This is a genomic window from Pararhizobium arenae (genome assembly GCF_001931685.1).
GTDB classification, from domain to species: Bacteria; Pseudomonadota; Alphaproteobacteria; order Rhizobiales; family Rhizobiaceae; genus Pararhizobium; species Pararhizobium arenae.
Genome location: NZ_MOOY01000003.1, coordinates 451,708 through 465,374, shown reverse-complemented (window position 1 = coordinate 465,374; position 13,667 = coordinate 451,708). Strand labels below are relative to the sequence as shown.

The 13,667-nt window shown below is 60.5% G+C and carries 13 protein-coding genes and 1 tRNA gene; 5 read left to right on the top strand and 9 right to left on the bottom strand.

Annotated elements, in window-relative coordinates; genetic code table 11:
* Window positions 1–194 precede the first annotated feature (194 nt).
* Window positions 195–536 carry a DUF2147 domain-containing protein gene (locus BLX89_RS08780; RefSeq protein ID WP_075290264.1) on the bottom strand — a complete coding sequence of 114 codons (342 nt, stop codon included), beginning with the start codon at window positions 534–536 and terminating at the stop codon, window positions 195–197.
* Window positions 537–1,055: 519 nt separating this feature from the next.
* Between BLX89_RS08780 and BLX89_RS08775 the strand changes: the two genes are divergently transcribed.
* A complete protein-coding gene (locus tag BLX89_RS08775; protein WP_075290263.1) occupies window positions 1,056–1,322 on the top strand; it encodes a sel1 repeat family protein in 267 nt (88 codons plus the stop codon).
* A gap of 111 nt (window positions 1,323–1,433) precedes the next feature.
* Here the strand turns inward: BLX89_RS08775 and BLX89_RS08770 are convergent, their stop codons facing one another.
* The 3 genes from BLX89_RS08770 to BLX89_RS08760 all read right to left on the bottom strand — a co-directional run bounded on the left by BLX89_RS08770 (window position 1,434) and on the right by BLX89_RS08760 (window position 3,616).
* A complete protein-coding gene (locus BLX89_RS08770; protein ID WP_075290262.1) occupies window positions 1,434–2,546 on the bottom strand; it encodes a pyridoxal phosphate-dependent aminotransferase in 1,113 nt (370 codons plus the stop codon).
* A 124-nt stretch (window positions 2,547–2,670) separates the two neighbouring features.
* A complete protein-coding gene (locus BLX89_RS08765) occupies window positions 2,671–3,042 on the bottom strand; it encodes a pilus assembly protein PilZ (RefSeq protein ID WP_075290261.1) in 372 nt (123 codons plus the stop codon).
* Window positions 3,043–3,259: 217 nt separating this feature from the next.
* Complete coding sequence (locus tag BLX89_RS08760) at window positions 3,260–3,616, bottom strand: PilZ domain-containing protein (protein WP_075290260.1); 357 nt, start codon at window positions 3,614–3,616, stop codon at window positions 3,260–3,262.
* Between the two features lie 281 nt (window positions 3,617–3,897).
* Here BLX89_RS08760 and BLX89_RS08755 point away from each other — a divergent pair, with 281 nt between their 5' ends.
* Window positions 3,898–6,120: a caspase family protein gene (locus BLX89_RS08755; protein WP_075290259.1), complete on the top strand. Its 2,223-nt coding sequence runs from the start codon at window positions 3,898–3,900 to the stop codon at window positions 6,118–6,120.
* A 522-nt stretch (window positions 6,121–6,642) separates the two neighbouring features.
* Here the strand turns inward: BLX89_RS08755 and BLX89_RS08750 are convergent.
* A tRNA-Ser gene (locus tag BLX89_RS08750) sits at window positions 6,643–6,732 on the bottom strand.
* 296 nt (window positions 6,733–7,028) lie between these two features.
* On the opposite strand from BLX89_RS08750, the gene BLX89_RS08745 reads away from it, so the two are divergent.
* Window positions 7,029–7,271, top strand: a complete 243-nt coding sequence (locus tag BLX89_RS08745) for a hypothetical protein (protein ID WP_075290258.1) — start codon at window positions 7,029–7,031, stop codon at window positions 7,269–7,271.
* A gap of 121 nt (window positions 7,272–7,392) precedes the next feature.
* Here BLX89_RS08745 and BLX89_RS08740 read toward each other — a convergent pair whose 3' ends face one another.
* A complete protein-coding gene (locus BLX89_RS08740) occupies window positions 7,393–7,755 on the bottom strand; it encodes a hypothetical protein (protein ID WP_075290257.1) in 363 nt (120 codons plus the stop codon).
* A gap of 191 nt (window positions 7,756–7,946) precedes the next feature.
* On the opposite strand from BLX89_RS08740, the gene BLX89_RS08735 reads away from it, so the two are divergent.
* Entirely contained in the window at window positions 7,947–9,137 is a 1,191-nt protein-coding gene (locus BLX89_RS08735; RefSeq protein ID WP_158025944.1) for an endo-1,4-beta-xylanase, read from the top strand.
* Window position 9,138: 1 nt separating this feature from the next.
* On the top strand, window positions 9,139–9,843 hold the full coding sequence (locus BLX89_RS08730; RefSeq protein WP_075290255.1) for a hypothetical protein: 705 nt from the start codon (window positions 9,139–9,141) through the stop codon (window positions 9,841–9,843).
* 7 nt (window positions 9,844–9,850) lie between these two features.
* Here the strand turns inward: BLX89_RS08730 and BLX89_RS08725 are convergent, their stop codons facing one another.
* Genes BLX89_RS08725 through BLX89_RS08715 form a run of 3 tightly spaced genes read right to left on the bottom strand, consistent with a single transcriptional unit; the run spans window position 9,851 to window position 13,633 of the window.
* Window positions 9,851–11,044, bottom strand: coding sequence for a glycosyltransferase (locus tag BLX89_RS08725; protein ID WP_075290254.1), 1,194 nt, complete (start codon window positions 11,042–11,044; stop codon window positions 9,851–9,853).
* On the bottom strand, window positions 11,038–12,225 hold the full coding sequence (locus BLX89_RS08720; protein WP_075290253.1) for a glycosyltransferase family 4 protein: 1,188 nt from the start codon (window positions 12,223–12,225) through the stop codon (window positions 11,038–11,040). The genes BLX89_RS08725 and BLX89_RS08720 overlap by 7 nt, the downstream gene beginning before the upstream one ends.
* On the bottom strand, window positions 12,194–13,633 hold the full coding sequence (locus BLX89_RS08715) for a lipopolysaccharide biosynthesis protein (RefSeq protein WP_158025943.1): 1,440 nt from the start codon (window positions 13,631–13,633) through the stop codon (window positions 12,194–12,196). Before BLX89_RS08715 ends, BLX89_RS08720 begins: the two co-directional genes overlap by 32 nt.
* Between the last annotated feature and the right edge of the window lie 34 nt (window positions 13,634–13,667).

Sequence of the window (13,667 nt, the reverse complement as noted above, 5' to 3'; positions counted from 1 at the left end):
CGTCTACGGATGCGTAAAATCATTCAGAATTGATGCAGCGCGGCAGATCTGGGCAGGAAACGCTTCGGCAATATGATCGAGGTTTCGGCGGCCCATCAGGCAATAAAAAGGCGCCCGCGATGTCGCAAGCGCCTTTATCCGTTGCCCCGCAGACCCATCCGTCTCGGCGCGGGTCTGAAACGCAGACCAAAACCTTACATCTTGGTCCAGGTCTGCGACTTGCAAAGCACCTTCAACACACAGCCCTTCATCTTCAAGGACGACCCCTGTATGGCCGCGGAACCGCTGTAGGTCTTGTCATTGGCAGGGTCGGTAATTTCGCCGGTGTAGCTTTCGCCAGAGCCCGACATGCTGCCGATCTTCTTGCCGGCATGCTGGCCGGTTTTGAGCGTGATGCAATAGGCGCCGCCACAGGCTGCAATCGCAGCGGTTTCGCCGCTGGCGGTCTTCCAGTTGCCGACAATGGGTTCTGCGGCAAAGCCGGCCGAGGCAGTGGCAAGCGTCAGCGCAAGAGCGAATGTCATTTTGCGGATCATGTTTCCTCCTTCATCCCTGATCGATCGCACAGGCATCGCCTGGCGTCATCGACGGCTCCTCTCCGTCATGCCGGGATGATAATTTACGCGAACGTAAAGGTAAACAAGCAGTCGGAGTTTTCCGTTGAAAATCGCAGGTTCCAAGCTCGATACGGACTTTGGAAATCAGGTCCGCCCGTGGATCTCCGCGATGCGACCGTTTTTCGTGGTTAGCATTCCGTTGAAATCGACAATTGAACTTTTCGTAAAAATTGAGCCGAAAGCCCCGTTTTCAAACGACTTCCATGTTTAACGAAAATCCAATTTTACCAATCATTTGAACTTTGTTTGCGTCACATTAATCATGGATTTTAAGCGGCCATTGAAAGACCTTGGGCATACTCAAAACCACAAGACGAGCAGGGGAACACACCCCGCCGACAAACCTTGAGGGACCGAAAGCCACGAAGATGGCACGGCCCTTAAGGCTCAAAAAACAGGGACTACAAAAGTACCAACCAGGCAAACAGGGACACGAAAATGGCACGCTTTGACATTCAGAATGCTTCGGATGCCGCAATGGGTGGCGAAAACCGCGCGGACGTCTTTTGCGAAATGGGCTTGATGTATGCAACCGGCCGTGGCTGCGACATCGATCTGGTCGCAGCTCACAAATGGCTCAACATCGCCGCCATCAAGGGTTCGGACCGTGCAGCTGCGCTGCGCGCCGACCTCGCGGCTACGATGAGCAAGACCGAACTCGCGACGGCGCTGCGCGCCGCCCGCGAATGGATGACGCTCCACTAAAATCTTCTCCCCGGAATACCGATGCGCCTGCCTCCAGAAGGCGCTCATGCCCGCAAGCCCTTGCCATCACGGGTTTCCCTCCCGGCTGCAAGGGCTTTCGGTTTTGGAGGATCAGAGAGCCTTCAACACTGCCGGCAAGGCCTCTTCCAGACGCGCCATGTCGGTTTGCGGCCCGGTGCTGATACGGATGCAGCGGTTAAGCGGCGCGACACCCGGCATGCGAATGAATATGCCGTGATCCGCCATCAACCTGTCGACGATGGCGCGTGCGTAGACGGCATCATGGCCGCAATCGATCGCGACGAAGTTGGTGGCCGACGGCAAAGCCTTCAATCCGTTCCGATCTGCGATCATTGAAATCTGGGTACGGGACGCGGAAATCTGATCCAGCACCTGCCGGAGATAGTCCTGATCTTTCAAGGCCGCAATCGCGCCGGCCGTTGCCATGCGGTTCATGCCGAAGTGGTTGCGGATCTTGTCGAAGGCCTGAGCGGTTCCCGCTGTGGTGATCGCATAGCCCACACGCGCACCGGCCAGACCGTAGGCCTTGGAAAAGGTGCGCGTGCGCACAACGTTCGGCATGTCGATGAAGGCATCGACCGGCGGGATCGAGCCGGCAGGCGCGGTTTCGCCATAGGCCTCGTCCAGCACCAGCAGGCAGGTCTCCGGCAGAGCCTTCGCGAAGGCGACAACGCTTTGCGCATCCCACCAGCTGCCCATCGGATTGTCGGGATTGGCGAAATAGACGATAGGCGCGTTCTCGCGGCGCACAGCAGCAAGCAGCCCTTCCATATCTTCGCGGTCGGCGACGTAAGGAACCGTAACCAGGCGGCCGCCATGCCCGGCGACATGGAAATTGAAGGTGGGATAGGCCCCGAACGAGGAAACGACGGTCGTTCCGGGATCGACAATGAGGCGAACGATCTGCCCCAGCAGGCTGTCGATGCCCTCGCCGATCGCGAGGTTTGACGGGGAAATGCCGAGATGTTCGGCAAGCGCCTGCTTCAGCTCGAAATTTTCGGGATCGTTGTATTTCCAGATGCCGGATGCCGCCTCGGCCATGGCAGTCAACACAGAAGGCGCCGGACCGAAGCCGTTTTCATTGGCGCCGATGCGCGCCAGAACAGGACGGCCGCGCTGACGCTCGATGGCCTCGGGGCCAACAAAGGGAACGGTCGATGGAAGGGAGGCCGCAAGCGGCGTGAAACGGGAAAAGGCGGACATCTGGCTCTACGGATCCGAAGGAGGACAAATCGGCGCGGACACTACTGCATAAATCGCCGAACCGAAATCGCCGCCGCAAGAATTAAGGGCAGGCCGTCCCTATCGCCTGGTTTTCGTTCTTGCATCAGTGCTTTTTCTGGTTTTCTCCGGTGAAGAACTCGTGGCGCACGATCTCGTGGAGCAGCTCTTCATCGATCGGCGCGATAAAATGGACCTGGATGCGGTTTTCCTTGCGAAAGAGTTCGGCACAGCCGATGCGCTTCTTGATGCCGACGATCGAGAGATAATAGTGAATCGGCAAGCCGATCGTGGTGTTCACGGAAAAAACCGCGCCGCCACGGGAAATTTCCAGCATCTTGCATATCCGTGTCGAGACCCCGGCGAGACCCGGCCTGACCGACATCAGCGTCCCCGCCTGCCCCACCCTGAAACGCTCGTAACGCTCCTCATAGAGCTTCGAACGTACAGTCGCGTACATCGTCGTTTCCTGCTGCATCTTCCCTCCTTGTCCAGCCGCTGCATCGAGCACGACATGGGTTGCATCAGTGATTGCGGCGGCGCCGTTCGATAGCCGATATGGCCGTCACCGGCGTTCATTCCGCCTGCCTTCGACACGCCGACCTTCTTCCCTCCCCGGAAGCGGCCGTTCATGCAGGATTGGACAAGGATGTTTCAAACCCTTGAAAGGATTTGTTCATATTTTAGGATTTCGGTTAAATACCGCTGCTTTGGAACGCACTGCGGATCAGTCGGCGGATGAATTCCTGCGACAACAGCATGTTGAAGCGCACGCCAAGCTCGGTTCCCAGACGGTGAACCTGGGTGCAGCCGATCTCTTCCTTGAAGCCTTCGATCTCCAGGAAGAAATTTTTCGGCAGCGGGATATTCGGGTTGAAATCGAGCATGGCGCCGCCAATCGAGATATGCCGCAGAAGGCAGTTGTATCTGGTCTTCGCCTTCAGATGCTCGCCGATGATCAGGATGCGGCAAGGCCGCTCGACATAGAAATGCTTGTGGGTGGTCGTCAGTTCACCCGGCCGGGGCTCGGCCATATGCATGCGCATAGACATTTGAAACTCCCTGAAATCCGCGGCAGACCCGGACGGGGTCAAATGCCCTGTCACCGATTTCAAATTTTCCCGAAGTTTCCACGGCCTTGCTTGCGTTGAACTTGTGCGGCGCGTGTAACGCCATTCAACCAAGCAAAAAATCCACAGCGAGCTACATTGAAACCGCCTCTCCCATACGTAATACTTCCTGAAAAACATGGGCGGCCGGACCGCCCATGACGGGAATGCCATGCAGCCCTTTCCTCGCGTCCGCGAGCGGGCCTGATGGCGGAGGGAGAAGCATGTTGAAATCGCTTGTGCCGCGAAGCCTGCGGACAGTCGTGCTGTGTCTTTCGGTTCTGGTATGTCAGTATGGCGTGGCCGAGGCCGCCGCCCGCGTTGCCCTGCTGATCGGCAATCAGAAATACCAGGCGACCTCGCAGCTCAACAATCCCGCCAACGATGTCGAGCTCATGAAGGCGGCTTTCGAGCAGGCGGGGTTCGACAGCGTCACCACGGTTCACGACGTGACGCGCGGCGCGATGGTTCGGGCATTGCGCGATTTCGAGGATATGGCGGCCGGCGCGGAAGTGGCGATCATCTACTATTCCGGCCACGGCATGGAGATGAACGGCGAGAACTTCCTTCTGCCGGTCGATGTCACCCTGAAGAGCGACAAGGATGTGGAGGACGAGGCGATCCCGCTCGACCGCGTGCAGCGCTCGCTGGAAGGCGCAAAACGGCTGAAGCTGGTGATCCTCGACGCCTGCCGCAACAATCCTTTCGAGCAATCCATGACCCGCTCGATTTCCACCCGCGCCGTCAGCCGCGGTCTTGCCCGTGTCGAGCCGGAAGCCGCCGACCTGCTCATCGCCTTCGCCTCCAAGGCGGGCACCGTTGCGATGGACGGCGAAGGCAAGAACAGCCCTTTCGCGACTGCACTCTCCAAATATCTGACAGAGCCGGGCGTGGATGTTCGCATCGCGCTTGGCAAGGTGCGCGACGAGGTGGTCGAAGTCACCAACCGGGAACAGGAGCCGTTCGTCTATGGCTCGCTTGGCGGGGCGCAGATTTTCCTGAACATCAAGGAAATCAATATCAACGTCACCACCGACAGCCAGCAGCAGGTGTCGCCGAACGGCCAGTCCGCCGCTGCGGCCGACTGGCAGAACATCCGCGATCTCGCCGACAAGGAACTGATCGAGGTCTTCCTGGAAAAGCATGGCAGCGACCCTGTCTACAAGATGCTGGCAGAGAAGAAGCTGAGGCTTCTGGACGAGGCAGCAGCCACCGCCACCACCAGTCCCGACGAAATCGCCTGGGAAGCGCTGAAGCAATCGACGGATGCGGCCGCCCTCACCCGTTTCCTCGAGCGCTATCCCGACAGCAAGCACAAGAGTGAGGCTGAACAGCAGATCGCGGCACTCGAGCCGAAAAAAGGCCTGAACATCTCGCAGACCGGCAAGGACACGCAGGCCTCGCGCGACTGCTACCTGCTCGCCGGCGAACCGCAGTCCATGCCCGGGTTCCTGGGCGTCAACTTCCTGAAGATCGATTCGGAGCGGGCTCTGACGGCCTGCGCCCAGGCCGTCAACGAAAACCCTGACGACATGATGCTCGTCAACATGCTCGGCCGCGCCTATGACGCCGGCCGAAACTATGCCGAGGCGCGGCGCACCTACCAGAAGGCCGTCGATGGCGGCAACATGTACGCCCTGACCAATCTCGCCTGGTTTTCGATCTACGGCACCGACGGTCCGGTCGATATCGACGCCGGCAAGCGCATGTTCGAACAGGCCGCGGACGCTGGCAACGCCTACGCCCAGGCCTCGCTTGGCTGGCTGTACCGCGAAGGCTACGGCGGCGTGCCGCAGGATTTTGAGCAGTCCCGGCGGCTTTACGAGGCGTCCGCCGCGCAAGGCTATGCCAATGCCATGGCGACCCTCGGCTGGTTCTACCGTGAAGGCAAGGGCGTGAAGCAGGACTATGCGCAATCGCTCCAGTGGTACCTGAAGGCAGCCGACGGTGGCGATGCCAATGCGATGTCCTCGCTTGGCTGGGCCTATCAGAACGGGCTCGGTACGGCGCAGGACTATGCAGAGGCGAAGAAATGGTACGAGAAGGCCGCCAATGTCGGCGACGCCTATTCGATGGCGCTGCTCGGCTGGTTCTACGATGTCGGAAACGGCGTGCCGCAGGACTACGAGCAGGCGCGCAACTGGTACGAGATGGCCGCCAATGCCGGCAGCGCCTATGCCATGGGGGGCCTCAGCCGCCTCTACGACTTCGGCCTCGGCACCAAGCCCGACCCGAGAGAGGCCGTGCGCTGGGCGGCGGCCAGCATCGAGGGGGGCGATCAGGGCAAGCTCGACGAAGTTCGCACCAAGCCCGACAATTTCACCGCCGAATTCCGTCGCGAGTTCCAGGCGCTCCTGAAAGAAAGAGGTTTCTACAGCGGCCCTCTGGACGGCGATTTCGGGGCCTCGACCCAGGCCGCCATAGACCGGCTGGCACAAAAAGGGTGAAACCGGCATCGTTTCCCTAAAAATTCCAAGGATGTGGGTGCGCTCAAATCAGATTAAACGTCTGGTGTCCCCGATAGAATAAAGCCACAAGCTCCCGCGTCAGCGGGGGCTTTTTTTGTTGACGCGTTCCGACTTCGGAAGATGGGCGCAGCCGCCGATCAAGAGGGAAATTGTCTACTGCTGAGCCGCGACGGTGCCGCAACGCCCGCACCGAATTTCGGTGGTTGCCGGGGAGTTCGTGAGCCTGGATACATAAAAGCCCTTGCTCACGCGATCGACGAGGAAGTCGAGCTTGTTGGTGTATGCTTTTTCAACCTGTGCAACGTCGGCGCGACCTTCAGCTCCACAACGAGGGCATGACAAATCTATCTGGTATGTGTGTCGCACCGTCACTCTCCAAGGCTCCCGTCAACACAAGCGGAGTGCAGGTTGCGTATCCAGATACAGGACGTTCCAACGTCCTTGCCGCATTTTGAAGCGACAATCACACTCCGGTCATCCGTGGTTTCATGTGAAGGAAAGTGGCGGAGAAGATGGGATTCGAACCCACGATACCCTTCCGGGTATACTCCCTTAGCAGGGGAGCGCCTTCGACCACTCGGCCACCTCTCCGTTGACGCCCTGATAGGGTGAAACGCCCGACCGATCAAGCGGTTTTTCAGTTTATGCGGTGAAAATGCGAAATCTAGGCTGGAGCTTTTCCGGCTTGTTTGTGGCCGGTGCACTGGCAGCAAACAGCGCCTGGAAGCCCGTCGCTCTGCGCATCGTTTGGGATTACCGATCGCTCTCCCATACCGCGGCAAAGAAACTATCAGTCTTGACTCTCAACCCAAAAACAAGAACAAATAATGAACAAAAATTCGCATTGCAAACTTCTGAAACCCGAGAGCAACCGAGGGAGTGCTTCCATGTCGGTCAGGACGATGGACCCCATCCTGCATGATGTCGTTTACAACATGCCCATAGACGATGTGGCGGTTCTGATCGGCCGGCACCGGGGCGATGTGCGGGCCGCCATTCGGTCGCTGCTGGAGGAACGCAAACGACTTCTCGAACGCCTAGCACTTGCCGACATATGTCTTGGCGGCGGTCTCGCAGGTTCATCCGCTTCCGAGGATGGCGTGCCTTACGGCGTTGAGCGGAAAACGTAACGTGTAAATCCCCGCCGTCACGGCGGGGATTGTCGATACATCACGACACCTGATGGCGTTTGCGATAAACGCGATTTGAAGCCATGGATCTGCTGCGAAACAGCCGTCAGCCAGCGCGCAATCAAGGCTGGAGCGTCAGCTTTTCGGCGCCGGCCCCGTCCTTGCCGGTAATCGTCCAGCTTCCCTCCAGCACGCCGCCATCTTTGACCTTGTAGACGACAAGGCCGACCGCATCTTGCAGCACGTAGCCGGCAGCGAAAGCGTCCTCGTGCAACATGCAGACGCCTTCGGACGTCGTGCCGCCGGTCTTCCATTCGATGACGCAAGTGGTTTCGCTGGTCAGCGTGATCGTTGCCGTTCCGTTGTAGGCAGAACCGTCAAGGTTCGTGCCTTCGACTGTGTAGGTACCTGCGCTGACGGTCTGCGCCTGAGCAGGCAATGCGAAAGCAAGGCTCGCTGCGGCATAGGCAAGATATTTTTTCATGGATGTTCCCCCGGGTTCAAAACGCGCATGAATTTAACAGTTTGCCGCATCCAGCGAAATCCCGTGAAGGGCGGCGCCATGCACCAAAACTGGGTGATTTCATCCCCGTGAATTCCCGCCACCGAAGTCTCCGCCATGCTTGGCGCAGATCAGCTGCCCAAACCTGCGGCAGAAGGGAAAGGATGGCATCCATGCAGATTTCACGATTGGCGATAGAGCCGGGCGGCATGGACCGTCCCGCGACACCGCCGGAAAATGTACTTCGCTCGGCAGTAGACGGCGGGCAAAGGGTTGCGTCCTCAGGCGCGGAGCGGCGCGTCCGTCCCGCGAGCCGTTTTTCACCAGCGGCGGAGCTTCGCAGTATCGCCGCGGCAAAGGGCATCTGCTTCGGCACTGCCTTGCCGCCGGCAGACAAGCTGGCCGCCGATCCAGCTTACGCGGCACTCCTGAGGCGGGAAGCGGCGATCTATGTCGCCGACACCGACATGCAGCCGTCGCGTATCCAAGGTGTGGAGGGTGTTTTCACCTTTACGGCCGCCGATGGCTTTGCCGCACGCGCCGTGTCCGAGAATAAGAAATTCCGCATCCATCAGTTGCTGTATGCGGTGCGCGACATGGCCTGGGTCAACACCACCACGGTCAATGCCGAAAACTGGCGCAACAAGATCGATACCCATTTCGCGGCGATCGCCACACGCTGGTGGTCGCAGCTCGCCGTCAATATCGATGTCGTCAACGAAGTGATGGATGCGGCCCAGATCGCGACCGACGGCTATCGTCCCAACACCTGGTATCAGGCCGCCGGTGGTCCGGGCTATATCACCTATGCCTTCCAAAAAGCCCGGGAACTCTGGCCGCAGACGCCGCTTTTCGTCTGCCACGATCACAGCGAGCAGATTACCGATGGCTATCACGAGAGCCACACAGCCAACATCCTGTCGATGCTGGAGAGCCAGCTTGCGGCGGGGGCTCCGATCGACGGGCTGAACACCCAGGCGCATCTGACCATTCGCCTCGGTTTCGACGCCGTGAAGCTGCGCAGCTTTCTATCCGACGCCTCCTCGCTGGGCCTGAAGATCATGATCGGCGAACTGGATATCCGCACCGGCTACAAGACGGGTTCTCAGGAGGATACAGCGCCGCCCTCGGCCTACAGCGCGACGTCCTACGACCGGCGCGCGGCCGATATCGTCAAGCATTACCTCGATATCGCCCTTCCCTTCGTCGGAAGCGAACCGGTGCTTTGCTGGGGGCTTTCCGATCGCATCTCGCCATGGATTCCGCCGGACGCGGAGGAAGGCGAGCGCCCTCACCCCTTCGACACAAACCTTCAACCGAAACCGCTTTACCGCGCGATCCGCGCCGCTTTCGAGGACCTCTGACATGACCAGCATCACGGACAATATCGCCGCTTCCACCGATCCGTCTGCCGCCAATGACGGGACGGAAGGCTATGCGACGGGATCGGAATGGTACAACACGCTGACCAGGCAGATGTGGAAAGCGATCAGCGTGACCACCGGCGCCGCGCAGTGGGTTCGGCTCGCGCCCGCGCCCGCATGGCCTCCTGGGTACTATCGCCCGCCGGCCCACATTTACGCCGTCAATGACGGTCAGGTCGCGGCCAACAAGCTTACGATGATGCCGCTGCTCGTTCATCGCCGCACCAGCATCGATCGCATAGCACTCTGGCTCGTGACCGGCCAGACGGGCGGGGAAATGCGGCTCGGCCTCTACCGTACGGATAGCTTTACCGATCTGCCGGGTACGCTTTTCGCCGATGCCGGCGTTATCGATCTGTCCGGAGCAGCGAGCCTTAAGACGATCACGGTCTCGTGGTCGCTCGTGCCTGGCCAATACTGGCTTGCAGCCCTCAACAAGACGGCCGGCACCTTGCCGACCGTACGCCGGGCCGGCGGTGCGTTGCTTGGCCATGTCCTGAACAATGACGGCAACGAGATCGCCGGCGCCAATGCCTGGCGCTACCTTGAAGCGGGCCAGCCCTACGGCAGTCTTCCCACCAACGCGCCGGCAATGAACGCCTCCACCGGATCGGACGGCCCGGTGCTGATGCTTCGGCGCGCATGATTCGATTTCACGCGAAGTCCGCCTCGTCCGCCGTGCGGACGGGGCGCCCGATCTGCTCTTCAACGACATCCCAGTAGCGCCGCAAAGCTGCGGCGGTCGCGAAACGATCTGCTCCGAGCAAGGCTGCCTTGCGATAACGGTCTCGCGTAGCGCCAGCCGTCATGTTTCCGATTGCCTGCGCCAGGGCATCCACATCCCCCACCGGCACCAGCATGCCGTACTGTCCCTCATGCAGCCGATCGATCGAAAGCTCCTCGCGCTCGTCCAGAATTTCGGATGGACCGGAGCGGCAATTGGTGGATATGACGGGAACGCCAAGGGCCATCGCCTCGACAACAGCGTTTGGGAAGCCTTCCGCATTGGACGACGAAACGAAGAACTCGGCCTGGGCGATGATCGGAAACGGATTTTCGACAAAACCGGGGAAATGTATGCGTCCGGCAAGGCCCAGTTGGAAGGCATTTTCTTCCAGCGCCTTGCGCAACCGCCCCTCTCCCAGAACGACCAAGTCCAGCGGGACTCTGCTCTTGGCAAGGGCTGAGAGCAACAGCGCGAAGTTCTTGTTTTCGACGAGGCGACCGACCGCGACGATATAGGGGCGCTGAGTTTTCCATGACGTGACCGCAGTCGCGCGGCTGCGAATATCATCGATATTCAGAGGATTGGGAATAACGTCGATGCGGCTTCTTGCCACCCGATAGCCCTCGACGAGATCGGCGGCCACGCCCGCGGATGGGCAGATGATGCGATGGGCCAACGGATAAAAGAAGCGTGTCGTCTGTCGTGCAAAAACACCACGCGGGCCGCTACCGTGGTGGCTCGCCGGACTGACACGCTCGCTGATGATCGCCCGAAAGCCGCATAACCTCGAAGAGACGACCGCAACGATATTGGCACGCGTCAGGAAGCTCAGACAAACAGCCGGTTTCAATCTTCTCATCAGCGGCACGGAAAGCCGCAGCGACCGGCCAAGGGAAAAGCGGCTGTCCAGACGATGCACCTGCAGCCATTCCGGCAGCGGATAGGCATCCGCCTCTCGATCAAGCAGGATCAGATGAAGCTCGTAGCGCTGCGCCCACTTAGATGATGCGGCGAGCAAAGCGGCCATGACCCGCTCCGCTCCGCCGCCGGTCAGGGAATTGATGAGGAAGACGACGACCGGTCGAGATGGTGTGGCCGGCAAGCTCTGACCGGTCAGCATGACATTTCCGTTGGCACGATCGATGACGCGCCTTGCCCTGGGTGATTATCCTGAGATCCGTAAATCTCGCGAGCCGCGCGAAGCCAGGTCGACGCTTCGGCGCGATGCCGGGCGCCACGGGACAGGCGGTTTCGTTCAACCGGATCGGCGATGAGGCTCGCGAGCGCTTGCGCAAGCGCCTGCGGGTCGTTTTCCGGAACCAGAAGCCCGCTCTCGCCATGGTCGATGGCCTCTGAAATGCCACCCATATCCGCGGCGACGGATGGCAGGCCAAGGGCTGCCGCCTCGAGATAGACGAGACCGAAGCCTTCAACACCACCGCCTTCCAGCTGTCGTCCCGGAAGGCAGAAGACATCCGCAGCGGAGAGACGAAGACTGACCTCGCCCTGTGCCAGCGGGCCATGAATGACGACCTTCCCCCCCAAGGATTCCGTTATGCGGCGAAGTTGCGCCTCGTATGCCTGGTCAAGCAGCGGTCCGATGATGTGCCATTCGACCCGACGGACGATCTCCGCTGGAAGCCTTTGCAGGGCCTCGGCGAGCACATCATGCCCCTTGCGCGGAACAACCCGGCCGAGCGTTGCGATGACGAACTGATGTTGGCAAATTCCCAGACGTTGGCGAGCACAGGCCTTCTCCACCCGTGCGGCGAGCCATTCCCGGCCGACACCCGGATGCACGACGCGGACGGCGCATTCTTCCAACCCTACCGCCACGCGGAGCCGTCGGGCGGTATGATGGCTGTTGGCGACATAGTGTGCCCAGCCATTCCAGAACCTCAGCAGCGAGAGCGGTACGGCGCGGATGGGCTTCTGGATGAAATCAACCTCTGTTCCATGGAAGGTGAGAATGCAGCGGGTGGCCGAGCGATAGGCACACAGAGCGAGCGGAATGTAGAACGGCCAGTCGATGGCGTGCACGATATCATATGCCGGTTCCTGCCGCGCCAGTCGGCGCACGAGCGCGATCTTGGCCGGGACGTCCCGCATGTGGTGCTGCCCGCCGGGATACCGCAAAACCCGGAACGGAAAGGATGTGGCTGCTTCCTCTGCTCCATAATCGGCGGCGACGACGGTTACGCGATGACCGAGTTCGGTTGCGGCAAGCGCCATCTCCCGCGCGTAGGTTCCGATGCCGCCCCGGAAGGGATCAAACTCGCTGGAGAGGATCATGATCTTCATCCCGCACCCTTCTGCGCATCGCGAGAACCCCGCCAGCGACGATAGAAGCCTGCACTTCGCCGGGAAAAAGCAAGGCCAGACAAACAGCGTAGAGAGAGGCCCCGCAAGCAATCGGCACGGCAAGAGCCGGCAGGGAAGGCGCCCTCCCCATCATATGCACGCAAAGCGCCATGAGGGCCGCTGCGAGCAGTATCCGGGAAAGCGCACGGACGGGCGGCTCAAAACCGAACCTCGTCACCGCCCAGACGATGCTCGCCGTCGCGCTGACAGACGCGGCACCCAGCAGGCCTGCCGCGCCTGCGGAAGGGCCGAAGAACCGGATCGCCGTGGCGGTAAGCAGCACCGTCATGCAGAACTCCATGAAAGCGATGATCGCCGCCGGCCTGGTATCTGCCATCAACAGGAAAACCTGATCCGTCGTATGGGAACGCAGGTAGCGAACGAGGCCTGCGAGTGCCGCCAACGGCAGAATGACGGATGCATCGGCCTGCATGGACGCGGGCAGGAGCAGGCTGGCGACAGAGCCACCTATGCCCGCAAAGCCAAGGCCCAGCGGGGCAGCGACAAGACAGAGCAGCAGCATGTTTGCCGATAACTGCGAGAAGCCGGCCGCCCTGCCCTCCAGCTCCATACGCCTTACCGCCAGCGGATAAGCGCCTGCCGTAACCAGCATGACGGCGACAGCCGATAGCCTGACGCCGAGCCCGAACGCGACCGAGAAAATGCCCGCCACGGCGTGGCCGAACCAGAGATCGACGAGGATGCGCGGCATGTTCAGGGCGAGAGCCGCGAGCAAAGCGGCGATCATTGCGGGAAGTCCAAAAGCCCAGGCTTCCCGCACGAGCCTTGCATCCCAGCCAAACCCGGCGACATTCATGCCGCCGAACAAAGGAGCGGCAAGAAGCGGAAGGGCGGAAAACAGCAAAACGACATCGGCCCGAGGTGCCAGCAGCATCGCGGCGAAGAGTGCTAGCAGCAAGGCGGCGGCAGGCAACACAAGCTGGATGACGCTATAGGCCAGCACCCGGCCCGTGGCGCGTGCCCGCTCCGCGCAATAGCTGGCGAGCGATCTGACGGTTACGAAGGTCGCTGCGGCGACATGAAACGAAAGGGCGGCTGAGGGGATGTAGAGGAGCAGGATGACAGCCAGGAACATAAACTGCGCGAGCAGGCACACCGCCACAACCCCAGATTCCGCCCCTGCCATCCCGCCCTTCTGCCCGATCAGCGGTAAGCGCGGCGCATGCCGCAGCATGAACTGCGACCACCAGACAAGGCAGAGGGAAAAAAGAATATCCTGAAGGGCGACAACAAGCATGAGCTTGCCGAGTTCCTCGGCCGGGAGAAGATGGGCCCAAACGACGACCGCCGCCAGTTGTACAAGCGGCGCGCCGATCTGGGCTGGCAAGTAAGATCCGGTCTGCCTGAGAAGCATCTGGTAA

What these genes read in the sequence shown, in the direction of transcription:
- BLX89_RS08780 (WP_075290264.1), bottom strand. Translation starts at nt 536, where the DNA reads ATGATCCGCAAAATGACATTCGCTCTTGCGCTGACGCTTGCCACTGCC.
- BLX89_RS08775 (WP_075290263.1), top strand. Translation starts at nt 1,056, where the DNA reads ATGGCACGCTTTGACATTCAGAATGCTTCGGATGCCGCAATGGGTGGC.
- BLX89_RS08770 (WP_075290262.1), bottom strand. Translation starts at nt 2,546, where the DNA reads ATGTCCGCCTTTTCCCGTTTCACGCCGCTTGCGGCCTCCCTTCCATCG.
- BLX89_RS08765 (WP_075290261.1), bottom strand. Translation starts at nt 3,042, where the DNA reads ATGCAGCAGGAAACGACGATGTACGCGACTGTACGTTCGAAGCTCTAT.
- BLX89_RS08760 (WP_075290260.1), bottom strand. Translation starts at nt 3,616, where the DNA reads ATGTCTATGCGCATGCATATGGCCGAGCCCCGGCCGGGTGAACTGACG.
- BLX89_RS08755 (WP_075290259.1), top strand. Translation starts at nt 3,898, where the DNA reads ATGTTGAAATCGCTTGTGCCGCGAAGCCTGCGGACAGTCGTGCTGTGT.
- BLX89_RS08745 (WP_075290258.1), top strand. Translation starts at nt 7,029, where the DNA reads ATGTCGGTCAGGACGATGGACCCCATCCTGCATGATGTCGTTTACAAC.
- BLX89_RS08740 (WP_075290257.1), bottom strand. Translation starts at nt 7,755, where the DNA reads ATGAAAAAATATCTTGCCTATGCCGCAGCGAGCCTTGCTTTCGCATTG.
- BLX89_RS08735 (WP_158025944.1), top strand. Translation starts at nt 7,947, where the DNA reads ATGCAGATTTCACGATTGGCGATAGAGCCGGGCGGCATGGACCGTCCC.
- BLX89_RS08730 (WP_075290255.1), top strand. Translation starts at nt 9,139, where the DNA reads ATGACCAGCATCACGGACAATATCGCCGCTTCCACCGATCCGTCTGCC.
- BLX89_RS08725 (WP_075290254.1), bottom strand. Translation starts at nt 11,044, where the DNA reads ATGCTGACCGGTCAGAGCTTGCCGGCCACACCATCTCGACCGGTCGTC.
- BLX89_RS08720 (WP_075290253.1), bottom strand. Translation starts at nt 12,225, where the DNA reads ATGAAGATCATGATCCTCTCCAGCGAGTTTGATCCCTTCCGGGGCGGC.